The following is a 25320-nucleotide window of genomic DNA, read 5'->3' on the forward strand; positions in this document are numbered from 1 at the left end:
GGAATGACGATGGATAAGCTGAAGATGCACAGCCCTGACCTGAGCCAGGAGAACATCGGGAAGATCCGCGACCTGTTCCCCAGCTGCGTGACCGAGGCACGCGACGAGGTGACGGGGGTAGTGCGTCTAGCGGTAGACTTCGATCAGCTGCGCCAGGAGCTGAGCGACCACATCGTCGAAGGGTCACAGGAGCGGTACCGGTTGGATTGGCCCGGAAAACGCGAGGCGTTGATCACTGCGAACTCCCCCCTCTCAAAAACCTTACGACCTGCACAGGACGAAAGCGTCAACTTCGACACGACGAAGAACCTATTCATCGAAGGCGACAACCTTGAGACCCTGAAACTGCTACAGGAAACCTATCTCGGTCAGGTGAAGCTGATCTACATCGACCCTCCCTATAATACTGGCAAGGACTTCATCTATCGGGACAACTTCACCGCAGCCAAAGAGCAGTTCGAGATAGACGCGGGGGAGAAAACTGCCGAAGGCGGCCGTCTGGTGGCGAACCCGGATACGCGCGGTCGATATCACTCGGACTGGATGTCGATGATCTATGCGCGTCTGACGGTCGCGAAGAGGCTCTTGAAGGATGATGGGATTATCCTCGTCAGCATCGACGACTACGAACAGGCTGCGCTCCGAAAGTTGATGGATCAGGTCTTCGGCGAGACAAACTTCGTGGCTCAACTGGTCTGGGAGAAAGGCCGAAAGAACGATGCAAAGTTCTTTTCCGTTGGCCACGAATACATGATGGTTTTCGCTAAGAACGTGACGCGGCTACGCGAGAAGCAAGAAATTTGGCGGGAAGAGAAGCCCGGTGCGCGCGATATATGGGCCGAATTCGTCAGGCTACGCGAAGTTCATGGTGATAACTTCAAGGCGATCGAGGCTGATCTTTCTCAATGGTACTCCGACTTGCCGAAGGGCCATCCTGCAAAAAAGTGGGCGCGGTACAAGCGGGTCGATGAAAATGGTCCGTGGCGAGACCGCGATATCTCTTGGCCCGGTGGTGATGGACCGAGGTATGACGTAATTCACCCAGTGACAGGGCTTCCCTGCGAAGTCCCCGAAGCGGGCTGGAGATATTCAACGTCGCAGGAGATGCAGCGACAGATTAAGCTCGGACTTGTCGAGTTTCGCGATGACCACACACAACCACCTTTCAGGAAGGCCCATATTCGACCGATCCCCGAAGAGGCGGATGGAAGCCAAGTCGACTCGAACGATATTGATGACGACAGCGAAGAGGACGCGGATTTCGCCACCCAGGTTCGTGGGTCGTATTTCTACAAGCAATCTCAAGTCTCGGTAAAATACCTGCGTAAGCTCATGGGGGCGAAGGTCTTCACGAACCCCAAGGATCACGATGAGTTGGCAAAACTGATCGAATATATGACGCCGAATGACCGTGCCGCCCTCGTAATGGACTTCTTTGCTGGATCTGCCAGTACCGCCGAAGCTGTCTTCCGGGCTAATGCCACCTATGGAACCAATCACCGTTTCATCATGGTTCAGCTCCCCGAGGATTTGCAGGAGGCAGAAGCCTCGACTACGGGAACTGCAAAGAAGACGGTGCAGGCCGCAATTAAGCTCATGAAGAAGAATGGTCGACCGCTGGTCTTGTCTGAAGTGTCGAAAGAACGCGTGAGACAGGCCGGGGCAGCGGTGTTGTCGGAGACTTGCGATCCGGGTTGGAACCGCGATGTCGGCTTCCGGGTCCTGAAGGTCGATACGTCCAACATGCAGGACGTGTACTACCGCCCTGACGAGATCGATCAGAAGGACCTCCTCGCTGCCGTCGACAACATCAAGCCCGACCGCACCCCTGAGGACCTGCTGTTCCAGGTGCTCGTCGACTGGGGCGTGGACCTGACGCTGCCGATCCAGCGCGAGACCATACAGGGCAAGACCGTCTTCTTCGTGGACGGAAATGCGCTGGTCGCCTGTTTTGAGACCGGCGTGACAGAGGAACTGGTGAAGCAGCTTGCCGGCCGCGAGCCGCTGCGCGTCGTTTTCCGCGACAACGGCTTTGTGTCCGATGCGGTGAAGATCAACGTCGAGCAGGTCTTCCGCCAGGTGTCCCCCGGCACCGACGTCAAGTCGATCTGAGGGGGCGACCGTGAAGCTGAAATTCAAGGTCCAGCCGTATCAGACGCAGGCCGTGACTGCGGTCATGGACTGCTTCGCCGGGCAGCCGATGTCGACCGGGATTACCTACCGGATCGATCCCGGCCGGAAGGCGCAGACGAGCGCCTTCGAGGAAGGGTTCAAGAACGCCGATCTGGCGCTGACCGAGCTTCAGGTGCTGGCCAACATCAAGGACGTCCAGCGCCGCCAGAACCTGCCTCTTTCCGACAAGCTGGTCGCCAGCGCTGGATGCCGGCTCAACCTCGACATCGAGATGGAGACAGGGACCGGCAAGACCTATTGCTACATCAAGACAATCTTCGAGATGAACAAGCGCTACGGCTGGTCGAAGTTCATCATCATGGTGCCGTCGATTGCCATCCGGGAGGGCGTCCACAAGTCGCTGCAGATCACCGCCGACCACTTCACCGAGAGCTACGGAAAGAAGGCGCGCTTCTTCATCTACAATTCCAAGCGGCTGCATGAGCTGGAGAGCTTCTCGTCGGACGCCGGCATCAACGTGATGGTCATTAACATCCAGGCGTTCGCTGCGCGCGGCGCTGACAACCGACGCATCTATGAGGAGCTGGATGACTTCCAGTCGCGCAAGCCCATCGACGTCATCGCCAGCAACCGGCCGATCCTGATCCTTGACGAGCCGCAGAAGATGGAAGGCGCGGCCACGATGGAGGCACTGCCGAAGTTCAAGCCGCTCATGATCCTGCGCTACTCGGCGACCCATAAGACGCAGCACAACCGTGTTCACCGGCTGGATGCCCTCGACGCCTATAACCAGAAGCTGGTGAAAAAGATCGCCGTCCGGGGCATCCAGACGCGGGGGCTCGCCGGCACGAACGCCTACCTCTACCTCGAGGGTATCGAGATATCGAAGAAGGCGCCGGTAGCCCGGCTCGAAATCGAGGTGAAGCTCGCGAGCGGCGAGATCAAGCGCCAGCTCAAGCGGCTGGAGTTCCGTGACGACCTGTTCGCCGAGTCCGGCGAGCTGGATCAATACCGCGACGGCTTCACGATCTCCCAGATCGACGCGCGCAACGACACGGTCGAATTTACCAACGGCCTGGTGCTCCAGGCCGGGGAGGCCACCGGTGATGTGTCCGAGCGCGACATCCGGCGCATCCAAATCCGCGAGACGATCAAGGCGCATCTCGACAAGGAGAAGCAGCTCTTCGCCCAGGGCATCAAGGTGCTGTCGCTGTTCTTCATCGACGAGGTCGTGAAGTACCGCGATTACGCACAGCCGGATGAGAAGGGCGAATATGCCCGCGTGTTCGAGGAGGAGTACGAGCTTCTCAAGGCGGAATATCTGGCTGAGCTGGCGATTGATAACGACGCCTACCGGAAGCACCTGGCGGGCATCGATGCGGCCAAGACTCACAACGGCTATTTCTCGATCGACAAGAAGACCAACCGGCTGAAGGACCCCGCCGTCGGCGCACGGTCGGTCGATTCAGACGACGTGGACGCCTACGACCTGATCCTGAAGGACAAGGAACGGCTGCTGTCTTTCGCGGAACCCACGCGGTTCATCTTCTCGCATTCCGCACTGCGCGAAGGGTGGGACAATCCCAACGTCTTCGTCATGTGCATGCTCAAGCACAGTGACAACACCGTCTCACGGCGCCAGGAAGTGGGCCGCGGCCTTCGCCTGTCGGTCGACCAGAACGGCGACCGGATGGACAACCCCGCGGTCGTCCATGACATCAACGTCCTCACGGTCGTCGCCAGCGAGAGCTACAAGAACTTTGTGGCGGGCCTCCAGAAGGAGATCGCCGACACGCTGACGTCGCGCCCGCGCAAGGCGACGGAGGCCTATTTCACCGGGAAGAGCATCACGACCGATGCTGGCCCGATCGAGATCACGCCGGCCATGGCGAAGCAGATCTACCGCTACCTCGTGAAGAACGATTATTCCGACGACGCAGACCAGATCACCAGCGCCTACCACCAGGCGAAGGAGGCCGGAACCCTGGCGGCCTTGCCGGATGAGCTGAAGGTGCATGCCGATCAGATTTTCCAGATCATCGACAGCGTGTTCAGCGACGCGCAACTCCCGAAGGTCGAGGACGGCCGCAAGCCGAAGACCAATCCGCTCAATGAGAATTTCGATAAGAAGGAGTTCCAGGAGCTCTGGTGGCGTATCAATCAGAAGGCTGTTTATCGGGTCGAGTTCGACTCCGATGAATTGGTCCGAAAGTGCGTAAGCGCCCTTGATAGCCAGCTTCGCGTGACGCCGCTCCAGTACACGGTTCAGACCGGCATACAGGGTGACGGGTTAACGGACGAACAGCTGAAGGCGGGTGATGGTTTTGCCCTGACAGGCTCAACGACCGAACGCGGCGGATCTGTCCATTCGCTCGTGAAGTACGACCTCCTCGGGAAGATGGCCGAAAACACGGAGCTCACGCGCAAGACTGCAGCGGAAATCCTGACCGGCATACAGGCCAGCGTGTTCGGGCAGTTCAAGGAGAACCCCGAGCACTTCATCGCCGAAGCATCGCGGATCATCGCTGAGCAAAAGGCCACAATGGTAATCGAGCGGTTGGCCTACGACGGGTTGGCCGAACGCTACGACGTCGACATCTTCACCGCGAACCAGACCGGCCAGGACTTCTCCAAGGCATCGGCCAAGCTCAAGCGGCACGTGTACGATTACGTGGTCACCGACTCCGAGATCGAACGAAAGTTTGCCGACGAGCTGGATACTGCGAGCGAGGTGGTGGTCTACGCCAAGCTGCCACGCGGCTTCCTGATCCCGACGCCGGTGGGCGACTACAACCCCGATTGGGCGATCTCCTTCAAGGAGGGAAGCGTCAAGCACATCTACTTCGTTGCCGAGACCAAGGGCACCATGTCCTCGATGAAGCTCCGCGAGATCGAGAACACCAAGATCGCTTGCGCGCGGAAATTCTTCGACGAGATCGGTCAGCGCGTGTCCGAGGATCGGGTCAAGTATGACGTGGTGACGAGTTACGAGAAGCTCATGGATATCGTGGGGCGAGCTGCTGCATAGAGTTGAGGCGGTTACCTGATGCAGTGAGCGCAGGGGAGATTCAATGGACGAAGACGCCAGAGAAGCCAGATTTCATTTTCTGCGGGATGGCAATTCTGAACCGAATAGCCTCGACTGGAACAAGGGGATCGAGAGTGCCCGCCAGGCGATTTCCGAGGCTATGAATGCCAAGAACATCGCGTTCTTGCTCGGCGCCGGATGTTCCTCCCTGATGAAGGGCAAAAAGGAACTCGGCATTGCAACCATGGCGCCCCTGGCCAAGGAGTTTTGCGGAGAAACCCTCGATGCGCGCGCGGCGGGCTTCTACGCCGATCCGCCGGTGGTCGGCGCTGCCCCGGCGCCATGGCGACTGACCAAGGACGAACTCGAATATCTCGATGCACTCGGGATCGATCTGGCGAAGGATTACAGCCGCAACCTGGAACGCCTGATGGAGGTGCTGTTCGCGCAGCGGTTCGTGCTGCGCCAGAGCGAGAATGCCGCTCTTCACCCCTACCGCGCTGTTCTCGACGGCATTATCAAGAAGGTCCAGGATTTCCTCTGGACACGTGTCACCCAAGGGGCCTTCGCCACGGACGGCGACACCACCGTGCGCGACCTCTACGAGCGGTTCTACAAAAAGCTGGTCCTGCGCGATCGGTCCTTGCCCCGACCGTGGGTGTTCACGACCAACTATGATCATTTCAGCGAATTGGCGATGGATCGGCTTGGCATTCCCTATGCCAACGGCTTTTCCGGCGTCGTGGAACGTCGCTTCAATCCGGCGATCTTCCGCTATGCCCTGGCCGAACAGCTCGACGTCGCCAGCCGCAAGTGGACCGCCGTCGACGCCTTCGTCTATCTCTGCAAATTGCATGGCTCGGTCACTTGGACCGAAGACGATCATGGCCTGTTCCCGATCAAGGAAGTCTGGCCGCCGGAATCCACGAACCAGATGCTGATCTATCCGACGCCGGCGAAACAGAACTCTTCGCTCGGCTCGCCCTATGCAGACATGTTTCGGGAATTTCAGTCCCGGATCGTGCGCGAGCAGAGCGTTCTCATCACGGCCGGCTACGCCTTCGGCGATGAGCACCTGAACAACATTATCTACCAGGCGCTAACGATCCCGACGTTCCGTCTGGTGATCTTCGCGGCGCCGGATACGGGCGGCGAGATCGCCAAGCTGCGAGCGCTGCGAGACCCGCGCATCTGGATCATCGGGGGCGACGGTCCTGCCGAGGGAACCAGGGCTCACTACTTCGACATGATCGTCGAGCATTTCATGCCACAGCGCCCCAGCGACAGGATCGATGACGCCGTTCGCAAGGTGTTGTCCGAACTGGCGCCGAAGAGGGATGACGAGACCAAGGTTGGCGGGGCATGAGCCACGATGATCGCAAGCGCGCGATCGGCAAGGTGGTGTCGGTCGCGGCCGACCGCTTCGTCGTCGAGATGCACGCCGGGACCGACAATTTCACGGTCGTTGGCTTCGACGGCGTGCATTATGTGGCGCGGCTGGGATCGTTCCTGATGATCCCGTCGCAGTCGGAATATGTCGTGGTCGAGGTTGTCGGCCTGCGTGAGCGCGACGCGAGCACGCCGTCCGAGCGCGGCGATTTCGACAGGGCCGGCTCCCCGAAGTATCTGGACGTGGTGCCGGTCGGCATGTTGCCGATGCATGGCGGCGCGTTCCGTTTCGGTGTGTCCGTTTTCCCGTCCCTGTATGCGGACGCGCTCTATGCGCTGGACGGCGAACTCGACCGCATCTTCGAGACCGAGGCCGCCGTCGAACCTTCAGTCGGCCTGAACGGCGGCGCCTGCGAACCCGAAGGGGCCACGCGCTACCGGGTGCTGCCGATCGGCAGATCGGTGGTGTTCGAGAACTACGACATCAAGGTCCGGCTGAACGAGTTCTTCGGCGGTCATGTCGCCGTCCTGGGCAATACCGGCAGCGGCAAGTCCTGCACGGTCGCCTCGGTCTTGCAGTCCCTTTTCAGCAAGCCGGAGGAGCATCACGCCCGCGGCGCGACCTTCGTCGTCTTCGACGTCAATGGCGAGTATCACGCCGCGCTGGCCGCTTCCGCGAAGGAGGGAGCCATCGGGGTCGAGCGCGTCATCCTCGACGGCACGGCGGCTGGCTTCCGTATGCCGCATTGGTTCCTGGAGATGGCAGAATGGGAACTGCTCTTGCAGGCCAGCGAGCGAACACAGCTGCCGGTCCTTCGGACAGCGTTAGGTCTGACAAGTCTTTTTCATGCCAATACGCCAGAAGCTCTGGCGCTGCGCGAGCACTTTGTCGCCACCTGCATCATAGAGTGTTTTCGAGGGGCAGATGGCGACTCCCCTGTATCAAAATTTCAGCGCGTTGTCTCCCTTCTCCAGAAGTATCCGACAACCGACCTAAATATGGCGCTTCTGAACCGCTTTAATCCCAATTTTCAGTATGGAAATTTTTCGGGAAACAACCAATCGGCGTTCCTGGACGAAGTGAGAAAAAAGCTCCGGGAGGACGCGCCCTTACCAGCCTATAATCGGACACCATTCTCTTTTGATGAGCTGCACGAGTGTCTCGACTTCGCGATCCTCTATGAGGAGGCTCACGGCAATCGCCAAATCCGAGACTACTGCTCGTCCATGGTTACGCGCCTCAGATCCCTCCAGGAGAGAACAGAATATGCCTTTCTGCGTCACGAAGGAACCGACGTTGCCGCAGCCGTGAGCGATCTGGAATTTTTGACCAACATCGTCGGCCTGCAAAGGGCGGCCGGAGAATCTTTCACCAAACGCAATCAAGTCATTATTATTGATCTCAATTCTGTCGAAGATGAAATCGTTGAGCTGGTCAGTGCGGTCATCGCACGCATGCTTTTTCGGTTTCTTCGCCATGCGGAACCGAGAAACCGCTTCCCGATACACCTATTGCTCGAAGAGGCTCATAGATATATCGCATCTGCGCCGTCCCGCTTTTCCATCGACGCCACCAAGATTTTCGAGCGCATCGCCAAGGAAGGACGCAAATACGGCATGTTCGTGCTGCTGGCGTCTCAGCGCCCGAGCGAGCTGTCCAAGACGGTTCTCAGCCAGTGCTCCAACTTCCTGGTTCACCGAATCCAGAATCCCGACGATCTCTCCCAGATCCGCCAGATGACGCCGTTCATCTCAGAATCGGTCCTGAAGCGGTTGCCGTCATTGCCTCGGCAGCACGCGCTGGTATTTGGAACGTCGGTTAATTTGCCAACGACCTTCAAGGTCAGGGAGGCATCGCCGCGGCCGCGCAGTGATGATACCGCCGTGGTCGATCTGTGGTTTCACGAGGAAGGTCGAGCCGCTGACATCCGCCTAGCGCTCCGTCCGGCCGATGCCGCTGTGGCGGCTGAGGGCGAGGCGCTGATAGTAAACGCAGCGTCGGACGATGACATTTTGTGACCAGCTGGAGACGCTGGAGGCCGCAGGGACTCCCGGGTCATCCAGCTTCCTCAGCTGCGCGAATAGATATTTCACTTTTTCGATGTGCTGGACGGACAGCCGATCACCTATTTGGTTAGCCACTGTCCGTAGGCTTCCACATCGATCATCGGAACGGTTCCGCTGAATTGCAGTTGAGAAATCAGCTTGAACAGGAATGCTGTCGCAGGCTTATTTTCGTTGACGAAGCTGAAGCTCGCGGTCGGCTGATCGAAGAAAAAGTGGCCATGTGAGGCGACACAGCCGATATCGAGCCGCCCGTCACCAACGTCGGCGGCCAGGGCCTTCTCAAATGAGGCTCCGAGAGCAGGACTCCATTCGCTTTCAAAAGTCAGGAGGCCGCCCAAGATCGGGATCAACGGTTTCGCGGGATAGACGCCCTTGGCATATGGAATCGGTAGGCTCGTGCGGTGAAGGCACCTGACACTTGCAACTTTCTGCTGCGCGTATGCCACTAGGCCGGCATTCGCCGTCTGCTTTGCCTCGAAGACGGCGTAGACGCTCTCGGCCGGGATGATCGTCTCGTTCTCATATGTGAAAATGAAGGGTGAATACTGGCGATCGAAAATCACAACATCGATCTGTTGGCTGAAGTTGCCCAGGCTATCGACAACATGCGCCTTGGAAGCCTGATAGCGCTTCGGCAAATATGTCTCCAGCATGCTGATCCAAACATTCTCGCTGGCATCGCCCTTCGTCCCCGGGTGGCTGAACGACTTTCGGACGGTTGCGAGACGCTGCTGAATGTCTTCATGCAACGAGGAAAGAAGCTGGGACAAGGACCATTCCGACATCGAAAAACTCCGTGGGATTTTGATGGCTGTCGTTAAGACAGCGGAAATTTCGGGCCGAACAATTCCCGCCAGGCGCGCAACGCCTCTCCGTTACGGCCGTGGCGGACATGGTCGATTGCAACGGTTGCTTCACGCTCCGCTGCACGCAGAAGGTCGCGCGCCCGCGTCTTGCGGGCCGTGTCCATGCTGTTGCTGATCGGCGGACCGAGGCCGGCGGGATCAGGCCACTCGTCGAAAACCCGGGCCGCGAGCGTTGCAAAGAACCCCTGAATCTCGCGGTCAAAGCTGCCACCCCAGCCGCCATAAAGACATTGCATTGCCATGACTTCGATGAGGAACGAGGGCTTCACCGGCTTCTCGCCGTGCTTGGGGTTGTTGTTCCAGTATTTCAACATCCGCACGAGACCCTTCCATTCGTTTGAATAGGCCTGATGTGCGGTCGTTGCCTCTGCGGCATGGGTCTGAGGGTTGGTCCCGATCCACTTGCCGATTTCGTTATCAGGAATCTCGAAATTTTCATCTTTGTCGAAAGCAGGAACGACATCGACACTGATGACTCGGTAATCGGTGTTATCCTCGGCATCCGCCCTCACGCCAAAATCGACGTTGATCGAGCGGTTCTGCTTCTTGGCCTTGTCGCCGTACTTCTCGACCAAGGCGTTGTGAAAATCAGTCAGCACAACCGATGGCGCTTTGGAACGATAGTGATCTTCCGACGGTTTCAAGACGAAGAAGATGTCGACGTCTTTCAATGGCTTTGTCTTGGTCCAGCGCGCATAGGATCCGGTCAGGAAGCTCCGGTCGATCTTGAACTTGGTGTCCAGATAATCCCGGACTTCCTTCTGGCGCGCGGAGGCGTTTGCCTGCTCACGATCGTTCAATTCCAATCGACTTTTGAATTTCCGGAACGCTTCGTCGATCGTGAGCATCAAGCTCTCCTAAGATAAGAGGTGCTGGCGCCAAGGCCGCTGTGTTCGACAGTCGTCCCGAGGCTTTGACGAACCATGCCCTCCGTCGAACGGCCGCTCGCCTTGCTCCACCCAGCCACGTCGGGACGTCCCGGCTTGCTTTGAAGAAGGAGTCGATACCGCGCCTCGCTCGGAACCAGCCCCGCCTTTCTGATGGCGTATTTGAGCTGCTCGGTATCCGTCCAAAAACCGCCATCGCCTCCGGACCAGCCATAGGCGATGTCGATGTCCCACCGGACAATCAGCGCGTCCGTTCTCGGGTTGTAGATTTCCAGCTTTACGGTTTCGAGATCGCCAGTGTTCAACCAGGTCTGCACACCGCGCATGTGCAGTTCCCAGTCGCCGACAAACTCGGTTGGATCGAGGCCCACAAGGCGGATGATGTCCTTCAAGCTTTTGAGGATGTTGTCAGCCACATAGGTGACAGAGTGGGTATAGGTGTTGACAGCGACGCTGGTCATGAGCCCAGAAACCCTTTCGGATCGAATATAAGGGTCTGTGATTTCGTGGTCGCCGACTCGTCTGCGCTGGAGACAGCCGCATCAAGATCGCGCGCCGTGATGCGTGTGCTGTGCTTTTTGAGCGCAGCCTGGACCCATGCGAGATCGTCCGCCAGGCAAGGCAGCGATACCCGCCAATCCCCTTTCAGCGGGTCAAAGCCAAGGGAGTCTTCATTCGCACCGGAACCGTCGATGGCGTCATCGTCATAGAGGCAATAGATGCGCGTGCGCGGACCATCGCAGGTGACTGTGATCGCGGCGTCCTTGGGCGCCTGATCAGCGATCACACTGGCGGCGACACCGGTGACGGCAAGAAGCTCCGTCCGTGCATCTCCTGCCTTGCCCTGAGTCAAGAGATCAACGATCGCCGTCCAGGTCCGTGAGGCGTCGCGCTCGGGCGTACTCTTGAATGTGCGGCTGGCAACGGTGCTCATGACGCCTTGCCTCCCGACATACGGCCCGCCTTGGCAGCGCGCGCCGCGCCTAACAGATCCTCGAGCGTGACGCGTTCGGGATTCATGGCCGTTTGCGGGCTGCTGGCCAAGGCGTTGGCCACCATCTTGCGGATGGCGCGTCCGTCGAGCCCGACGCATTCGGCCGCGCAGCGGTCGAAACCCGAGGTCGTCGGCAGCTTCGCGATGGCTGGATAGGTCTTGCCGAGACCAGTCAGGCAATCCTTCAGGATAAGCCCGCACGCTTCACGATCGGGCAGCGGCACATGGACGACCAGGTCACAGCGCGAGGTGAAGGCCGCGTCGACCGCCTCGGGAAAGTTGCTGGTGGCAAGGAACAGCAGGTTCGGATGCCGTTCGGCCAGAGCGTCAAGTTGAACGAGCACGGCATCGGTTGCGCGGTGGATATCGATCGGATTGGCCTCCAGGCTCATTTTCGACCGGTCCGCGGCAAGCGTCTCGACTTCATCGAGGAGCACAATCGTCGGTCCTGCGGCGGCCGCTTCGGCGATCGACTGTGAGAACAGCTCCGAGACCGCACGCTGGGTCTTGCCCATCGCCGAACTGGTTAGCGCGTGGGGCTCGACTTCGAGCAGGCGGAACCCGCCGCCAGGAAATGTCTCGGCGGTACGATGTGCCAATCCGCGAGCGAGAGATGTCTTGCCGGTCCCTGGTGGTCCGACAAGCAGAATGACGCCGTGGAGCGGAATAACACTACGGTCGACCTTACCGCGCATCGTGAAGTTCAGCATCGCCTGCGAGAGGAGCTGGGCCTTCAGGCGCTCGTCCAGGATGATCGAATTCCAGAGTGCTCCGAGCGCGGGATCGGGAAGCCGGCGTGCGCGCTGGATGCCCTTGGGTTGATTGAAGTCCTCGTTCTGCACCGCCGTCAGCTTCTGCATCGTGATCGTCCTCGCGTCGCCTGCCTGGCGGGTTGAATGCGAAAGTTGGAAAAACTGAGCCCAAGCGGCTGCGGCCGCTGGGCTTACCCCTTCGGAGGGAAGGGATCGTTGCCGTAGGAGTTGGCGTCCCGGATGCGACCGTCGGGACGGTGTATCACCACCTCGCCGCGCTCGCGGATCGCGGTGTTGCGCGCTGCTTCGGTTGCCTGCGCCTGGGTGCTGTGTGTCGTTCCCACGCGGGAAGCTCCCTCACGGCGCGTCGCCCAACCGGAATCGTGGGGAACGACATGGATGCGTTTTGACATTCTGACTTCCTTCCTGCTCGCCGCTGCCCGAATCGGACATTCACCGACGCCTAACCAATTTCAGGACGCTGGATTGTTGTCAATACACACATTTTAAATGACAATATTAAGCACATTGTGTTTGTGACATTGACATCGTGCGGTGTGGAACGCAAACATTGGGAATGCCAGATGAGTCGATCTATGTAGCGTTCGGGAAGCTTGTCGCTTCGAGGCGAAAGACACTTGAACTCACCCAAGCCGAGCTGGCAGCCAAAGTGGGTATGTCGCGTGCGTCAGTGGCAAATATCGAGAGCGGCCGGCAGAACGTGTTGTTGCATCACGTCTACAGTCTCGCGTCGGCGCTGGAATTTTCAAAGCCCGCCGATTTGCTACCCGCCGTGCCAAAACCACAGCCCCGTGAGGATATGCAGATGATCTTGTCAGACGAAACAGTGACCGCTCGCGGCAAGGCGCAGATCAATGATCTGATCGCGGATGCGCTTGCGCGCCATAGTTCCGGAAGAGCCGGGTCGTGACCGCCAACCCCGAAATGGCGCGGGAAGCTGCGCGCAGGATGTTGCGGGAGTTCGGAGTGAAGGGAGCCCCAGTTCCCATTGAGCGCATTATCAAGGCTAGGAACGTTGTACTTCAGTATGCGCCTCTGGAGGACGATCTCTCCGGCATGGCCTTCATAAAGGACGGCATCGGTATCATCGGCGTGAACGCCTTGCATCACCCGAACCGGCAACGGTTTACGGCCGCACATGAGCTTGGGCATCATGTGTTGCATGCCGCGAATATCCAGAAGGCCGTGCATGTCGACAAAGGGTTTCGGGTTCTGTTGCGCGATGACGTCTCGTCACAGGGAATCGACCCTCTGGAAATCGAGGCCAACGCATTTGCGTCTGAGCTACTTATGCCTCGAGAATTCCTTGCGAATGCCCTGGACGCTAGTGGACTGGACATGGAGGATGACGTCGGGATTGAGGTGCTTGCAAAAAAGTTCCGGGTGAGTGCATCCGCGATGCGGTTCCGCCTAGCGAGTCATTTCTAGGCGAGGGGGTGTGTATGGGCTTCGTATTCTTCGACACGGAGACAACGGGGCTCAGGCATGGTTTCGATCAGATCGTGCATTTCGCGGCAATACGGACTGACAACGATCTCAACGAGGTCGATCGGTTCGAGGCGCGCTCACGTCTTTTGCCGCATGTCGTTCCCCACCCGAGCGCACTTCTGACAAACGGGCTGCCAATTGAACGCCTCACCGATGAGGGGTTGCCGTCGCACTATCAGATGGTCCTCCTTATCCGAGAAAAGCTCCTGTGCTGGTCTCCGTCGATTTTTGTGGGCTACAACTCCATCCGGTTCGACGAGGAAATGCTCAGGCACGCATTTTTTCAGACGCTGCAGCCAGCTTATCTCACCAGCAGCCACGGTAATTCCCGCGCCGATGTTCTGGGCCTTGTAATGGCGGCGGCGGGTCTATCACCGGCCAGCCTGTCTGTTCCCTACGGGCCAGAAGGGCGCCCGATTTTTCGTCTGGAACAGCTTGCATCGGCAAATGACGTTGCTCACACAGACGCGCACGACGCTATGGGTGATGTGGTTGCCACGCTCGGTCTTTGCCGCCGCGTCCATGAACGATCGCCCGAACTCTGGCATCGCTTCGTGCGCTTTTCGAAGAAAGCGACTGTTGGAGATTTCGTCGACACCGAAGACGGGTTTTTCCTCACCGAGTTTTTTGGCAATGCGCCCTATCACACGCCGGTTGTGTGTATCGGCGCAGATCCGGATCAGCCCAATGGTAGGTTCTGCTTACGTTTGGACGTCGCCCGCGAAGAGCTTGCTGTGATGACGGAAGAGGCGTTCCAGAGCTACTTGTCAGCAAAACCAAGTCCTGTCCGAAGGCTCCGAATCAATGCTGCCCCTACATTGACAGCTTTCTACGATGCGCCCGACGCCATGCTCGACGGCGCCGACATTGATGATCTGGAGAGACGTGCCCGGAGCATCAAGGAAGATACGGCGCTGCGCTCTCGGATCATTGAGGCCTTCGTGGCGACGCGAGCACGTCGTTCGCCGTCTAGCCATGTGGAAGGGCGGATCTACGAGGGCTTTCCTGGTCGAGATGACGAGGATCGCATGGCAAAATTCCATACCGTGGGTTGGGGGGAGGCGGCGGCCATCGTTCAAGAATTTGACGATGAACGGCTCCGGGTTTTTGGTCGGCGATTGATCTACTACGGCGGCCGGTCGGCCTTGTCGGATGACGTGAAGCTTGGTGTGGAGTGTGACTTGACCGACCGTCTGATAGACCATGCCGCTGGGGGCTTTACGCTGCGTCAGGCGCTTGACGAGACGGAGCGGCTGTTGGCTGAAAATGGTGCTGACGCCAACGGGATCTTGTCCAGCTATCGCGAATACCTCACTCATCGTATCAAACGTGTAACGGAGTTCCGCGCCCGGCGGTTTGTCGTCGAGCCGCGTTAGCGCGCCCAAGCGCCGTCGATGGGGGTGGAGCAATCAGGCTTCAGCACTCACTCGATTCAAGGTACGTATGCTGCTAAATGACGTTGATGTTCCTTTCGGGCAGTCCTCTGAGTAACGCTCGGCAGGCAAAAGAACGGGCTCTGAGCGGCGATTGACCTCGATAGATGCCGGACCCGCGAAAATATTTTTCTGGCAGTTTTCCCAATGAAATCAAAAGCGTACAATTTTGACGGCCATGCAATCGGAAAATGGCCGTCGAAATGGGGTGTTATCCTATAGTTTTCAAAGCCTTATAGGCTATCTGAACAATCGAGTGGGAGTGACGAGGCGCGGACCCGGACAGCGTCGGATACTGCCTCGTCGCCTTGGCGGTTCCGATAATCCGATAGACGTCGAAGGACGTCCGCAAGTGGCGACTTTTCCGCCCTGCAGCTATCGGGAGCGTCAAAGCGGATAACTGCCTTTCGTTATGCGGCTGGCAATCCCGAAACGGTAGTGTTTGAGAATGGCTTGGTTCGGGCATTTGCGCGGATTCACTGTCTTGCCGCAAGCGGCCGAAACCAGGCGTCGATCCGCGGCTGGCCTCGTGCACGCGGCGTCGGGATGCCTTATCAAGTGGAGACCTGCAGGAAAGCCATCACACCGATGACGCCACTGGAGCAATATATCGCCGGCTGGCGGACGCACGACTTGGCCGCGATCCTTGCAACGCTCACCCCGGATCGCGTCGTCATCGAGAGCTTCGGACCGGTCTACCGCGGGCACGATTGGGTAGCGCGATGGGTGTCGACGTGGCTGGCTGAGGACGGCCGCGTCATCGACTGGACGATCCGCGATCTACGATCCTCACCTGAGGGTCAAACCGCGGAATGGAATTTCCACTATACGTGGCGCCGTGAGGAAAAGAGCTTTGACGGCGTAACCATCGCGAAGCTGCACGACGGCAAACTTTCGTATCTACGTGAGTATGCCACAACGGCGACGCTCTACGATTGGCAAGGCGAGTGGCAGACCTTTTAAATGACGGCATTATAACCCGCCTCAACGACCTTCCCGCAAATGAACCTTCAACGGGATAGCGGGGCAGGATCGGTCTCAGCGATGCATCTGGTGAGGCACATTCGCCCGTGCAAACTGCTCCTGCCCGCGCCTCGCTTGCGCCGCCGCATGTCCTGAACTAAGGTCGAACAACGATGTTTATGTCGACGTCCTTCCCGCTGATCTGAACGGCCCTCGGCCATTTCGGCGCGCATGCGCGCTTTTGAGATCACTTTGGCCTCGCGCATGCGAGTGCTGAATGGGTAACGTCTATGCCCAGAATCGAGCAAGTTGGCCTGACGGATGGTCAGGTCCTGAGCTTCATCGTCGATGGCTTCGTCAAGCTTGACGGCGCCTTCAGTCCTGACCTCGCGAAGCAATGCAGGAAGGAACTGTGGGACAGGATCGGGCTGTCGCCGGATGATCCGGCCGGATGGACAGAGCCAGTCATCCGAGTAGCCTCCATGGCGTCTCCACCATTCGCCGCGGCTGCCAACACGTCCCAGCTTCATCGCGCCTTCGATCAACTCGTCGGTGTGGACCGGTGGTTGAAGCCCCGAGGCCTTGGAACATTCCCAATCCGCTTTCCGTCATCCATCGCCCCCACGGACGACGGCTGGCACGTGGATGTGAGTTTCGGGGACTCTCCCGACTTCATGGAATGGCGAGCCAATGTGAAGAGCAGCGGTCGGGCCTTGTTGATGCTCTTCCTGTTGTCGGATGTCGGGCCGGATGACGCGCCAGCGCGCATCCGCAAAGGCTCGCACGCGACGATCGCGCGTGAACTGCTGCCCTATGGCGAGAAGGGTGCCTCGCTCTGGCAACTCGCTGCCGAGGGCTTCGCATCGACGGAGCAGTGCGAGGTCGAACTGGCAACGGGCTTGGCCGGCACAGTCTTCCTGTGCCATCCGTTCCTCGTTCACGCGGCACAAGCCATTCGGGGAACCCGGCCACGTTTCATGGCTCAGCCCCCGTTGATGCCCAGAGGTGAGTTCGACCCGGCGCAGCCGCCATCCGCCGTGCAGTTGGCAATTCGCCGGGCTTGCGGTCTGGAGTTCTGATCCAAGCCGCAATGATGCAGCAGGAGCATCGCGCATCTCCGATGCGCGATGCTCCTGGTTGCAATCCAGGCAGAGACGATGCGGCGCTAGGTCTTGCCTGCATCACCGGCGGCGTTGGGGTCGAAATGCACCCGGCCGCGATCGCCCAAACGGAGGTGGTCTGGCAGGCGCCGGCGGAGCCATGCCCCCGGGCCCGCCCGGGCAGCCCACACGGCCCGCGCCCCATCCGCCTCACCCCGGTTCACGTGCCGGGATCATCCGACCGTTCACGACAGCGCCCGGAGCGCCCCGCGCAGCCCCTCCGCGTCAAGCGCCGGCATTCCCTGCTCGAGCGCCGCATGGGTGTCGCGCCAGATCGGCAGTGCGGAGGCCAGCAGCGCCTCACCCTTCTCGGTCAGGCGGAGCCGCCGGCTCCGCCTGTCGGTCGGGTCGGTCTCGACGGCCACCAGTCCCTCCCGCTCGAGCGGCTTGAGCGCGGCCGTCAGGGTCGTCCGGTCCATCGCAAGCAGATGCGCCACGGGCCCGATCGGCGGCGGCTCCGGCCGGTTCAGTGCCATCAGCAGCGAAAACTGCCCGTTCGTCAGGCCCACCGGCCGCAGGGCCAGGTCGAAGCGCCGCGCCAGGGCCCGCGCCGCGCGCTGCACATGAAGGCAGAGGCAGGTGTCGCGGACGGCGAGGGTGGTTTCGAACGGAACCTGCTTTGACATGGCCCATTAACGTTGATATCAACGTTTTCGTCAAGGGAGCGAGACGGTCTCCCGGGCAGAGGGAGAGTCAGATGAGTTATGTCGATGGCTTCGTGCTCGCCGTTCCAGCCGCCAACAGGGAAACCTACCGCAAGCACGCCGCCGAAGCGGCGCCCCTGTTCAAGGAATTCGGCGCCACCCGCATGGTGGAATGCTGGGGCGACGACGTCCCGGACGGCAAGCTCACCGATTTCCGCCGCGCCGTGCAGGCAACGGAGGATGAGGTCGTGGTGTTCAGCTGGATCGAATACCCGTCCAAGGAAGTCCGGGACGCGGCGCATGAGAAAAAATGATGAGCGACTCGCGCATGAAGGCCATGGCCGGCGCGATGCCTTTCCACGGCAAGCGCATGATCTTCGGTGGCTTCGCCCCGATCCTCGACGTCTGAGCGGCCGATCATGGGCAACATGCACGGCGACTTCATCTGGTACGAGTTGCTGACGCCCGACCCCGCCTCCGCCGCGACCTTCTACGGCGCGGTGCTGGGCTGGACGTCGCGCGACGCGGGCGGTCCGACCCCGGGCTACGGCCTGTTCTCGACCGCGGAGATCGCGGTCGCCGGCTTCATGGCCATGCCGCCCGGCGCCGCCGGGGCGGGGATGCCGCCGCAATGGCTGGGCTATGTCGCCGTGGAGGATGTCGACGCCTCGGTCCGGTCGGTCCTCGAGGCCGGTGGCACGCAGCACATGCCGCCGATCGATCTCGCGGGCATCGGGCGCTTCGCCCTGCTCGCCGACCCGCAGGGCGCGCCGTTCTACGTCATGCGGGGTGCGACGGAGGACGAAAGCTCCTCCTTCGCGCCCGAGAAGACCGGCCATTGCCGCTGGAACGAGCTGTCCACCGACGACCAGCCGGCCGCCCTGGCCTTCTACGGCCGCGTGTTCGGCTGGGAGAAGGGAAACGCCATGCCGATGGGCGATCTCGGCGAGTACCGCTTCATCTCCCATCGCGGCGTGACGCTGGGGGCCGTGATGACCACCCCGCCCGGTGGCCCCCGGCCGGGCTGGCGGTTCTACTTCGGCGTGGCGGATATCGACCGCGCGGCGGAGGCCATCCGGAGCGGGGGAGGGGCCGTCCAGTTCGGACCGGACGAGGTGCCTGGCGGCCTTTTCATCGTCGTCGGCACCGATCCGCAGGGCGCCCCATTCGCGGTGGTCGGCCCCCGGAACGCCTAGCACCCCTGGGAAGCGGCCGTCGGAACGGCCAGGATGCGGCTCGCCACCCCGGAACGGGGCGGCGAGTCATTCCCGGGGGAAACGATCATGCTCAAGACCATCCTGGCCGCCGGAATGGCGGCCCTTCTCGGCCTTCCCGCCCTGGCACAGCCCGCGCAGGACACCGTCGGCGCCATCCGGGCCCGCGGCTCCCTCGTCTGCGGGGTGACGCCGAATTCCGCCGGATTCGGCACGCCGGACAGCAGGGGCGAGTGGCACGGCATCGACGTGGATGCGTGCCGCGCCATCGCGGTGGCGGTGCTGGGCGATGCCCGGAAGTTCCGCTTCGTCCCGGCCAGCACGGCGCAGCGCTTCACCATGCTGCAATCCGGCGAGATCGATGTCCTGGCCCGGGTCACGACCTGGAGCATGTCGCGGGAAGGCGCGCTGGGCCTCGCCTTCGCCAGCATCAATGTCTTCGACGGGCAGGGCTTCCTCGTGAAGACCGATTCAGGCGTGACCTCCGCCCGCCAGCTCGACGGCGCCACCATCTGCCTCCTGCCCGGCACCACCAATGAGCTGAACGTCGCGGACTACTTCCGCACCCACAACATGCGCTTCACCCCGGTGGTGATGGACAATATCGAGGAGCTCCGCGCCGCCTTCCTCGCCGGCCGCTGCGACAGCTACTCCACGGACGCCTCGGCGCTGGCCACCTACCGCGCCAGCCAGGGTGCGAATGCGGACCGCTTCCGCGTGCTGCCCGACATCATCTCGAAGGAGCCGCTCGGCGTCGCCGTCCGCAAGGGTGATTGGCGTTTCTTCGACATGGCGCGCTGGGCCCACTTCGCCATGGTGACCGCCGAGGAGCTGGGAATCGACAGCCGGAACATCGACAGCTTCGCCAACAACCCGAATCCGGATGTGCAGCGATTCCTGGGCCGGACGGGCGACTTGGGCCAGAGCATGGGCATGAGCAACGACTGGGCCGCCCAGATCGTGCGCCAGGTCGGCAATTTCGGCGAGGTCTGGGACCGCAACCTGGCGCCGCTCGGGATCCAGCGCGGCATCAACGCGCTGTGGACCAGGGGCGGCCTGCAATACGCGCCGCCGCTCCGCTGAGCCTTCCCGAACGCCCGGCCTGGCCGCCTGAGAGGGCGCTAGGCCGGGCCACGAGCCTGTGGATTGAGGGGATCACGGGGGTTACCCGCCCTCACGCGAATGTTTCCGTTCTGTGAAACCCGGCCTGCCGGTAATCGACTCGCCGTGACTCAGCGAGTCGCTGCTTTGCGCGGCCGACCGTGTCGCCGATGCCACGGGAAACCGTCTATATATGGGGTCGTTCTGACAGGGCTGCGCGATATCTTGTGTGGCGTCCCTCCCAGAGGCATCCTCCGCTCCGGGGGAATTCAGGGGTTTGACTATGTTCGATGCCATCCAGCTTGAGGGCCATGGCCAGGTTAAGGTCGATCGCTCGCGCGACGCCCTGCTGACCGCGTTCGGCAAGGATACGCTGAGCGACCGCTATCTGCTGCCCGGCGAGTCCTATCAGGACCTCTTCGCCCGGGTCGCCAGCGCCTATGGCGACGATGCGGCGCATGCCCAGCGGATCTACGACTACATCTCCCGGCTGTGGTTCATGCCGGCCACCCCCGTGCTGTCGAATGGTGGCACGAAGCGCGGGCTGCCCATCTCCTGCTTCCTCAACGAGGCCGATGACAGCCTCGATGCCATCGTCGGGCTGTGGAACGAGAACGTCGCCCTCGCCTCGAAGGGGGGCGGCATCGGTTCCTATTGGGGCAACCTCCGTTCCATCGGCGAAAAGGTCGGGATGAACGGCAAGACCTCCGGCGTCGTGCCCTTCATCCGCGTGATGGACAGCCTCACCCTCGCCATCTCCCAGGGCTCCCTCCGCCGCGGCTCGGCGGCCGTCTACCTTCCGATCTCCCACCCCGAGGTCGAGGAGTTCATCGAGATCCGCCGCCCGACCGGCGGCGACCCGAACCGCAAGGCCCTGAACCTGCACCACGGCATCCTCATCTCGGATGCGTTCATGCGTGCGGTTGAGGCCGATGAGGAGTGGGCCTTCACGAGCCCGAAGGACGGGGCGCTGATCCGCAAGGTCTCGGCCCGCCATCTCTGGATCCGCATCCTCACGGCCCGGATCGAGACCGGCGAGCCCTACATCATCTATTCCGACCACGTGAACCGCCACCAGCCGGAGCACCACAAGCTGGCCGGGCTGGAGGTGAAGACCTCGAACCTCTGCTCCGAGATCACCCTGCCGACCGGCCGCGACCATCACGGCCGCGACCGCACCGCGGTGTGCTGCCTCTCCTCGCTGAACCTCGAGACCTGGTTCGACTGGAAGGACGAGCCGCGCTTCATCCCGGACGTGATGCGGTTCCTGGACAACGTGCTGCAGTCCTTCATCGACACCGCGCCCGACACCATGGCGAAGGCGAAGTACAGCGCGATGCGCGAGCGCTCCGTCGGCCTCGGCGTGATGGGCTTCCACTCCTTCCTGCAGTCGCAGAACGTGCCCTTCGAGAGCGTGATCGCGAAGGTGTGGAACATGAAAATGTTCAAGCACATCCGCGCCCAGGCCGATGCGGCCAGCCGGGAACTCGCCGCCGAGCGCGGCCCGTGCCCGGATGCCGCCGAATACGGCGTCATGGAGCGCTTCTCGAACAAGATGGCGATCGCGCCGACCGCCAGCATCAGCATCATCTGCGGCGGCGCCTCTCCGGGCATCGAGCCGATCGCGGCCAATGTCTACAACCACAAGACGCTGTCCGGCTCCTATATCGTCCGCAATCCCTATCTCCAGAAGGTGCTGGCGAAGCACGGGCGCGATGATGAGGACACCTGGACCTCCATCACCGTGACCAAGGGGTCGGTCCAGCATCTGGACTTCCTGACCCAGCAGGAGAAGGACGTCTTCAAGACGGCCTTCGAGCTGGACCAGCGCTGGGTGGTCGAGCATGCGGCGGACCGCACGCCCTATATCTGCCAGAGCCAGTCGTTGAACGTCTTCCTGCCCGCCAACATCCACAAGCGGGACCTGCACCAGATCCACTTCCAGGCCTGGAAGAAGGGCGTGAAGTCGCTCTATTACTGCCGCAGCCTCTCCATCCAGCGTGCGGATACAATCAGCGAGAAGGTGGCGGTGCAGCCCAAGCTCGGGATCATCGCGAATGATGTGGCGGCGCCCTTGCCGCTGGTCGCCGCGGCCCCGGCCGAGAGCACGAATTACGAGGAATGCCTCGCCTGCCAGTGACGTAACCGGACGTGATTCGACCGCCGGGACCGGCGGTCGCACTCTCGTTCCGAACCGGCGGGGAGCGCTGCCCGCCGGTGCCGCTGCCCATTTGTCTCAAGCCCAGCAGGAAAGTCGCCATGCCCGACGGCGCGATGTCCCCCGACGAGCTGCCCGTGCAGTTCGACCTTCTCACCTCCAATCCGGTCTACAAGCCCTTCCGCTATCCCTGGGCCTATGACGCCTGGCTGATGCAGCAGCGCCTGCACTGGCTGCCGGAAGAGGTTCCGATGGCCGATGACGTGAAGGACTGGCAGAAGAACCTCACGCCGGGCGAGAAGAACCTGCTCACCCAGATCTTCCGCTTCTTCACCCAGGCGGATGTCGAGGTGAACAACTGTTACATGAAGCACTACTCTCAGGTCTTCAAGCCGACGGAAGTGCTCATGATGCTGTCGGCCTTCTCGAACATCGAGACGATCCACATCGCGGCCTACAGCCACCTGCTCGACACGATCGGCATGCCGGAGCTCGAGTACTCGGCCTTCCTCAAGTACAAGGAGATGAAGGACAAGTACGACTACATGCAGAACTTCTCGGTCGAGAATAAGGTCGAGATCGCGAAGACCCTTGCTGCGTTCGGCGCCTTCACCGAGGGGCTGCAGCTCTTCGCCTCCTTCGCCATCCTCATGAACTTCCCCCGGCACAACAAGATGAAGGGGATGGGCCAGATCGTTTCCTGGTCCGTGCGGGACGAGACGCTGCACTGCCTGTCCGTTATCCGCCTCTTCCGCACCTTCGTGCAGGAGAACCCGGAGATCTGGACGGAGGAACTGCGCCGCGACCTCTACCTGATCTGCGCCACCATCGTGGACCACGAGGACGCGTTCATCGACCTCGCCTTCAGCATGGGCGGCGTCGAAGGCCTCGATGCGGAGCAGACCAAGCAATACATCCGCTTCATCGCGGATCGCCGCCTGCAGCAGCTCGGCCTCGACCCGCTCTACCACATCGAGAAGAACCCGCTGCCCTGGCTCGATGAGATGCTGAACGCGGTGGAGCACACCAACTTCTTCGAAAACCGGGCGACCGAGTACTCCCGCGCCTCCACGGCGGGGACTTGGGAGGAGGCCTTCGCTGACCAGGCCTTCAACGGCTCGCCCCAGCCGCGGGGCGAGATCCTTCTGGGCGAGGCGTCCCGAGCCTGACCCGCTGGGGGGCGGCTGCCCGGAGGGCAGCCGCCCCCCAGGGCAACCTATCCCGCCCCCTTTTTGTTGCTGCTCGGCCACAGGGGTAGCGGCAATGTTGCAACGCAGTGGGCCCGAGAGCCCCAAGTGGAGGGTCAGCCCCGTTCACGATAGTGGTTTCGGCCGCTATGCTCCGGTCCTGCCCTCTCGGAGGGAGTCGCCGCCCAGCCGGGCGACGAGCTGATCGGGTTGGGAGGTTGCAAGCTGCATGGCTGCGGATGAGCCAGAGGGGGCAAGGCAGGCCGGGCGCCCCCCCGCCGCGCCGCGGCACACTCGCCGGCTGACGGACAAGATCCTCATCGCGTTTCACCACGCCTGCGATCAGGGCGACTATGAGGTGGCGGAGGAGATGCTCCGCATCCTGGAGATGATGATCACGCGCCGCGTGACCTCCCCCGATACGAACCGCCGCAAGAACATGGAGAGCCTCGTGGCTGCCCATGAGCGGCTTTGGCTGCTCCGCCACCCGGAGAAGGAGAGCTAGGGCGCTCCGCCCCCGGCCGCTTCTTCCAGCCAGCCCAGCGGGGCACCCCGCAGGACGGCCTCTGCCTCGGCCGTCCAACCCTGCGCATTGTGCAGGACCAGCCCCGGCAGGATGACGGACGGCGCGCGCGGCGCGCGGCGTGCCCGGAGCAGCACGCGCTTGGCAGGCCGTCCCCTGCGTGGCCAGAGCGGCAGGATTTCGGTTCCGCCCAGCCCGGCCTCGCGCAGCGCCGAGATCCCCTCCTCCAGCCGCGCTGCCGGCAGCACGAAGCTGGCCCGTCCCGTGCGGCCCAGCACGCCGGCGAGCAACGCCGCCCAGGGGCCGAGCCCGATATCGCCGCCATGGGTCGCGCCCGCACGGAGCCGGGCAGGGGGCGGCGTGCCGCCGGGCCAATAGGGTGGATTGCTCACGGCGTGGTCGCAGCGGGGAAGGCGGGCCCGGAGAGCCGGGTCCGCGATGTCGCCCTCCAACACCTCGGCTCGGTCTGCCCAGCCATTCAGCGCCGCATTCTGCCGCGCCAGCGCCGCCAACTCCGGGTCCCGCTCCACCGCAACGACGCGCGCACCGGGGCAGCGCGCCAGGACGCAGAGGAACACCCCGCCCGGCCCACAGCCGGCATCCAGCACCTGCTGCCCTGGCCTGGCCGGCACCGAGGCCGCCAGCATCACCGCGTCCAGCCCCGCCCGCAGCCCCTGCTCGGGCTGGCGCAGCCGGACCAGCCCGCCGAGCAGGGTGTGGACCGCTCCGGCCTTCAGCGCTCCGTCCATTCCCCCGCCTCGCGCAGCAGGGCCTCGGCCGCCCGCGCCTCCTCCTCCGGTACGGCGAGGCGTTGGGGAAAGGCGCCGATCCGCCCCTCCACCGCGCTGATATGGCTGTCCAGCAGCAGCGGCCGCAGCCCGGCATCGCGCAGCAGGGCCTGCAGGAAGCCCAACCGGACCGGGTCTCCCTCGGAAAGCAGCACGTGGATCATGGCACTCCCTCGTGAAGGCGGGCTTTAACAGGTTGCTGAAGAAGTCGGCCCTCGACGCGATTTGAGGAACATGATTCACCTCCGCAGGGCAACCGCGGGGTTGATGATGCGGGGGACGGACGAGACGAGCGGGTCGCTGTTCAGCTACGTCGATCTTGAGGCGCGCATCCCGGCGCGGCATCCCCTGCGCAAGATCCGGCAGGTGGTGAACGAGGCGCTGGCCAGCCTGGATGCCGATTTCGAGGTGCTTTACACCGACTTCGGCCGCCCCTCGATTGCGCCCGAGCGGCTGATCCGAGCGAGCCTGATCCAGATCCTGTTCTCGGTCCGCTCCGAGCGGCAGCTGATGGAGCAGATGCA

Annotated in this window: 25 protein-coding genes; 16 read left to right on the forward strand and 9 right to left on the reverse strand. The window is 61.7% G+C overall.

Annotated features, from left to right (window positions below; all coding sequences use genetic code 11):
- Positions 1 to 3 precede the first annotated feature (3 nt).
- Genes BUB97_RS12700 through BUB97_RS12715 form a run of 4 tightly spaced genes read left to right on the forward strand, consistent with a single transcriptional unit; the run spans position 4 to position 8569 of the window.
- A complete protein-coding gene (locus tag BUB97_RS12700) occupies positions 4 to 2112 on the forward strand; it encodes a site-specific DNA-methyltransferase (RefSeq protein WP_217659661.1) in 2109 nt (702 codons plus the stop codon).
- Between the two features lie 10 nt (positions 2113 to 2122).
- Positions 2123 to 5161: a type III restriction-modification system endonuclease gene (locus tag BUB97_RS12705; protein ID WP_073135235.1), complete on the forward strand. Its 3039-nt coding sequence runs from the start codon at positions 2123 to 2125 to the stop codon at positions 5159 to 5161.
- A gap of 43 nt (positions 5162 to 5204) precedes the next feature.
- A complete protein-coding gene (locus BUB97_RS12710) occupies positions 5205 to 6527 on the forward strand; it encodes an SIR2 family protein (protein WP_073135237.1) in 1323 nt (440 codons plus the stop codon).
- Positions 6524 to 8569 (forward strand): ATP-binding protein, encoded by a 2046-nt coding sequence (locus tag BUB97_RS12715; protein ID WP_073135239.1) that lies wholly within the window; start codon positions 6524 to 6526, stop codon positions 8567 to 8569. The genes BUB97_RS12710 and BUB97_RS12715 overlap by 4 nt, the downstream gene beginning before the upstream one ends.
- A gap of 107 nt (positions 8570 to 8676) precedes the next feature.
- Here BUB97_RS12715 and nucC read toward each other — a convergent pair whose 3' ends face one another.
- The 6 genes from nucC to BUB97_RS12745 form a co-directional block, all read right to left on the reverse strand.
- Complete coding sequence (nucC, locus tag BUB97_RS12720) at positions 8677 to 9402, reverse strand: CBASS effector endonuclease NucC (RefSeq protein ID WP_073135241.1); 726 nt, start codon at positions 9400 to 9402, stop codon at positions 8677 to 8679.
- A gap of 32 nt (positions 9403 to 9434) precedes the next feature.
- Positions 9435 to 10331: a CBASS oligonucleotide cyclase gene (locus BUB97_RS12725; RefSeq protein ID WP_073135243.1), complete on the reverse strand. Its 897-nt coding sequence runs from the start codon at positions 10329 to 10331 to the stop codon at positions 9435 to 9437.
- On the reverse strand, positions 10331 to 10831 hold the full coding sequence (locus tag BUB97_RS12730) for an HORMA domain containing protein (protein ID WP_073135245.1): 501 nt from the start codon (positions 10829 to 10831) through the stop codon (positions 10331 to 10333). Before BUB97_RS12730 ends, BUB97_RS12725 begins: the two co-directional genes overlap by 1 nt.
- On the reverse strand, positions 10828 to 11304 hold the full coding sequence (locus BUB97_RS12735) for a hypothetical protein (RefSeq protein ID WP_073135247.1): 477 nt from the start codon (positions 11302 to 11304) through the stop codon (positions 10828 to 10830). Before BUB97_RS12735 ends, BUB97_RS12730 begins: the two co-directional genes overlap by 4 nt.
- The gene (locus BUB97_RS12740; protein WP_073135249.1) at positions 11301 to 12224 is read right to left on the reverse strand and encodes an AAA family ATPase; all 924 of its coding nucleotides are present in this window, start codon (positions 12222 to 12224) and stop codon (positions 11301 to 11303) included. Before BUB97_RS12740 ends, BUB97_RS12735 begins: the two co-directional genes overlap by 4 nt.
- 83 nt (positions 12225 to 12307) lie before the next feature.
- Positions 12308 to 12529: a DUF2188 domain-containing protein gene (locus tag BUB97_RS12745; protein ID WP_073135251.1), complete on the reverse strand. Its 222-nt coding sequence runs from the start codon at positions 12527 to 12529 to the stop codon at positions 12308 to 12310.
- 164 nt (positions 12530 to 12693) lie between these two features.
- On the opposite strand from BUB97_RS12745, the gene BUB97_RS12750 reads away from it, so the two are divergent.
- The 5 genes from BUB97_RS12750 to BUB97_RS12770 all read left to right on the forward strand — a co-directional run bounded on the left by BUB97_RS12750 (position 12694) and on the right by BUB97_RS12770 (position 17100).
- Positions 12694 to 13047 carry a helix-turn-helix domain-containing protein gene (locus BUB97_RS12750; RefSeq protein ID WP_073135253.1) on the forward strand — a complete coding sequence of 118 codons (354 nt, stop codon included), beginning with the start codon at positions 12694 to 12696 and terminating at the stop codon, positions 13045 to 13047.
- Positions 13044 to 13565 carry an ImmA/IrrE family metallo-endopeptidase gene (locus tag BUB97_RS12755; protein WP_073135255.1) on the forward strand — a complete coding sequence of 174 codons (522 nt, stop codon included), beginning with the start codon at positions 13044 to 13046 and terminating at the stop codon, positions 13563 to 13565. The genes BUB97_RS12750 and BUB97_RS12755 overlap by 4 nt, the downstream gene beginning before the upstream one ends.
- 14 nt (positions 13566 to 13579) lie before the next feature.
- Positions 13580 to 15001, forward strand: coding sequence for an exonuclease domain-containing protein (locus BUB97_RS12760; RefSeq protein ID WP_073135257.1), 1422 nt, complete (start codon positions 13580 to 13582; stop codon positions 14999 to 15001).
- Between the two features lie 645 nt (positions 15002 to 15646).
- Entirely contained in the window at positions 15647 to 16021 is a 375-nt protein-coding gene (locus tag BUB97_RS12765) for a nuclear transport factor 2 family protein (RefSeq protein WP_073135259.1), read from the forward strand.
- Between the two features lie 290 nt (positions 16022 to 16311).
- Positions 16312 to 17100 (forward strand): phytanoyl-CoA dioxygenase family protein, encoded by a 789-nt coding sequence (locus tag BUB97_RS12770; protein ID WP_073135261.1) that lies wholly within the window; start codon positions 16312 to 16314, stop codon positions 17098 to 17100.
- A 266-nt stretch (positions 17101 to 17366) separates the two neighbouring features.
- On the opposite strand, the gene BUB97_RS12775 is transcribed toward BUB97_RS12770, so the two are convergent.
- Positions 17367 to 17807, reverse strand: coding sequence for a MarR family winged helix-turn-helix transcriptional regulator (locus tag BUB97_RS12775; RefSeq protein WP_073135263.1), 441 nt, complete (start codon positions 17805 to 17807; stop codon positions 17367 to 17369).
- A gap of 71 nt (positions 17808 to 17878) precedes the next feature.
- Here BUB97_RS12775 and BUB97_RS12780 point away from each other — a divergent pair, with 71 nt between their 5' ends.
- The 6 genes from BUB97_RS12780 (at position 17879) to BUB97_RS12805 (ending at position 23990) form a co-directional block, all read left to right on the forward strand.
- Positions 17879 to 18139: a DUF1428 domain-containing protein gene (locus BUB97_RS12780; RefSeq protein ID WP_245818289.1), complete on the forward strand. Its 261-nt coding sequence runs from the start codon at positions 17879 to 17881 to the stop codon at positions 18137 to 18139.
- Between the two features lie 105 nt (positions 18140 to 18244).
- Positions 18245 to 19021, forward strand: a complete 777-nt coding sequence (locus BUB97_RS12785; RefSeq protein WP_073135265.1) for a VOC family protein — start codon at positions 18245 to 18247, stop codon at positions 19019 to 19021.
- An 87-nt stretch (positions 19022 to 19108) separates the two neighbouring features.
- Complete coding sequence (locus BUB97_RS12790; protein WP_073135307.1) at positions 19109 to 20122, forward strand: amino acid ABC transporter substrate-binding protein; 1014 nt, start codon at positions 19109 to 19111, stop codon at positions 20120 to 20122.
- Between the two features lie 301 nt (positions 20123 to 20423).
- Positions 20424 to 22280, forward strand: a complete 1857-nt coding sequence (locus tag BUB97_RS12795; protein WP_073135267.1) for a ribonucleoside-diphosphate reductase subunit alpha — start codon at positions 20424 to 20426, stop codon at positions 22278 to 22280.
- Positions 22281 to 22399: 119 nt separating this feature from the next.
- The gene (locus BUB97_RS12800) at positions 22400 to 23467 is read left to right on the forward strand and encodes a ribonucleotide-diphosphate reductase subunit beta (RefSeq protein ID WP_073135269.1); all 1068 of its coding nucleotides are present in this window, start codon (positions 22400 to 22402) and stop codon (positions 23465 to 23467) included.
- Between the two features lie 247 nt (positions 23468 to 23714).
- Entirely contained in the window at positions 23715 to 23990 is a 276-nt protein-coding gene (locus BUB97_RS12805; protein WP_073135271.1) for a hypothetical protein, read from the forward strand.
- On the opposite strand, the gene BUB97_RS12810 is transcribed toward BUB97_RS12805, so the two are convergent.
- Together BUB97_RS12810 and BUB97_RS12815 are read right to left on the reverse strand one after the other, a co-directional pair.
- A complete protein-coding gene (locus BUB97_RS12810) occupies positions 23987 to 24757 on the reverse strand; it encodes a tRNA1(Val) (adenine(37)-N6)-methyltransferase (RefSeq protein ID WP_073135273.1) in 771 nt (256 codons plus the stop codon). The genes BUB97_RS12805 and BUB97_RS12810 overlap by 4 nt on opposite strands.
- Positions 24742 to 24960, reverse strand: coding sequence for a putative signal transducing protein (locus tag BUB97_RS12815; protein WP_073135275.1), 219 nt, complete (start codon positions 24958 to 24960; stop codon positions 24742 to 24744). The genes BUB97_RS12810 and BUB97_RS12815 overlap by 16 nt, the downstream gene beginning before the upstream one ends.
- A gap of 106 nt (positions 24961 to 25066) precedes the next feature.
- On the opposite strand from BUB97_RS12815, the gene BUB97_RS12820 reads away from it, so the two are divergent.
- On the forward strand, positions 25067 to 25320 hold a 254-nt coding region (locus BUB97_RS12820), incomplete at its 3' end, for a transposase (RefSeq protein ID WP_139281342.1).

This window comes from Muricoccus roseus (assembly GCF_900141905.1).
Lineage (GTDB): Bacteria > Pseudomonadota > Alphaproteobacteria > Acetobacterales > Acetobacteraceae > Roseomonas > Roseomonas rosea.

Bases quoted from the DNA above. Each gene is read 5' to 3' on its own strand.
- BUB97_RS12700 (WP_217659661.1), top strand. From the start codon at position 4: ATGACGATGGATAAGCTGAAGATGCACAGCCCTGACCTGAGCCAGGAG.
- BUB97_RS12710 (WP_073135237.1), top strand. From the start codon at position 5,205: ATGGACGAAGACGCCAGAGAAGCCAGATTTCATTTTCTGCGGGATGGC.
- BUB97_RS12715 (WP_073135239.1), top strand. From the start codon at position 6,524: ATGAGCCACGATGATCGCAAGCGCGCGATCGGCAAGGTGGTGTCGGTC.
- nucC (WP_073135241.1), bottom strand. From the start codon at position 9,402: ATGTCGGAATGGTCCTTGTCCCAGCTTCTTTCCTCGTTGCATGAAGAC.
- BUB97_RS12725 (WP_073135243.1), bottom strand. From the start codon at position 10,331: ATGCTCACGATCGACGAAGCGTTCCGGAAATTCAAAAGTCGATTGGAA.
- BUB97_RS12730 (WP_073135245.1), bottom strand. From the start codon at position 10,831: ATGACCAGCGTCGCTGTCAACACCTATACCCACTCTGTCACCTATGTG.
- BUB97_RS12735 (WP_073135247.1), bottom strand. From the start codon at position 11,304: ATGAGCACCGTTGCCAGCCGCACATTCAAGAGTACGCCCGAGCGCGAC.
- BUB97_RS12740 (WP_073135249.1), bottom strand. From the start codon at position 12,224: ATGCAGAAGCTGACGGCGGTGCAGAACGAGGACTTCAATCAACCCAAG.
- BUB97_RS12745 (WP_073135251.1), bottom strand. From the start codon at position 12,529: ATGTCAAAACGCATCCATGTCGTTCCCCACGATTCCGGTTGGGCGACG.
- BUB97_RS12750 (WP_073135253.1), top strand. From the start codon at position 12,694: ATGCCAGATGAGTCGATCTATGTAGCGTTCGGGAAGCTTGTCGCTTCG.
- BUB97_RS12760 (WP_073135257.1), top strand. From the start codon at position 13,580: ATGGGCTTCGTATTCTTCGACACGGAGACAACGGGGCTCAGGCATGGT.
- BUB97_RS12765 (WP_073135259.1), top strand. From the start codon at position 15,647: ATGACGCCACTGGAGCAATATATCGCCGGCTGGCGGACGCACGACTTG.
- BUB97_RS12770 (WP_073135261.1), top strand. From the start codon at position 16,312: ATGCCCAGAATCGAGCAAGTTGGCCTGACGGATGGTCAGGTCCTGAGC.
- BUB97_RS12775 (WP_073135263.1), bottom strand. From the start codon at position 17,807: ATGTCAAAGCAGGTTCCGTTCGAAACCACCCTCGCCGTCCGCGACACC.
- BUB97_RS12780 (WP_245818289.1), top strand. From the start codon at position 17,879: ATGAGTTATGTCGATGGCTTCGTGCTCGCCGTTCCAGCCGCCAACAGG.
- BUB97_RS12785 (WP_073135265.1), top strand. From the start codon at position 18,245: ATGGGCAACATGCACGGCGACTTCATCTGGTACGAGTTGCTGACGCCC.
- BUB97_RS12790 (WP_073135307.1), top strand. From the start codon at position 19,109: ATGCTCAAGACCATCCTGGCCGCCGGAATGGCGGCCCTTCTCGGCCTT.
- BUB97_RS12795 (WP_073135267.1), top strand. From the start codon at position 20,424: ATGTTCGATGCCATCCAGCTTGAGGGCCATGGCCAGGTTAAGGTCGAT.
- BUB97_RS12800 (WP_073135269.1), top strand. From the start codon at position 22,400: ATGCCCGACGGCGCGATGTCCCCCGACGAGCTGCCCGTGCAGTTCGAC.
- BUB97_RS12805 (WP_073135271.1), top strand. From the start codon at position 23,715: ATGGCTGCGGATGAGCCAGAGGGGGCAAGGCAGGCCGGGCGCCCCCCC.
- BUB97_RS12810 (WP_073135273.1), bottom strand. From the start codon at position 24,757: ATGGACGGAGCGCTGAAGGCCGGAGCGGTCCACACCCTGCTCGGCGGG.
- BUB97_RS12815 (WP_073135275.1), bottom strand. From the start codon at position 24,960: ATGATCCACGTGCTGCTTTCCGAGGGAGACCCGGTCCGGTTGGGCTTC.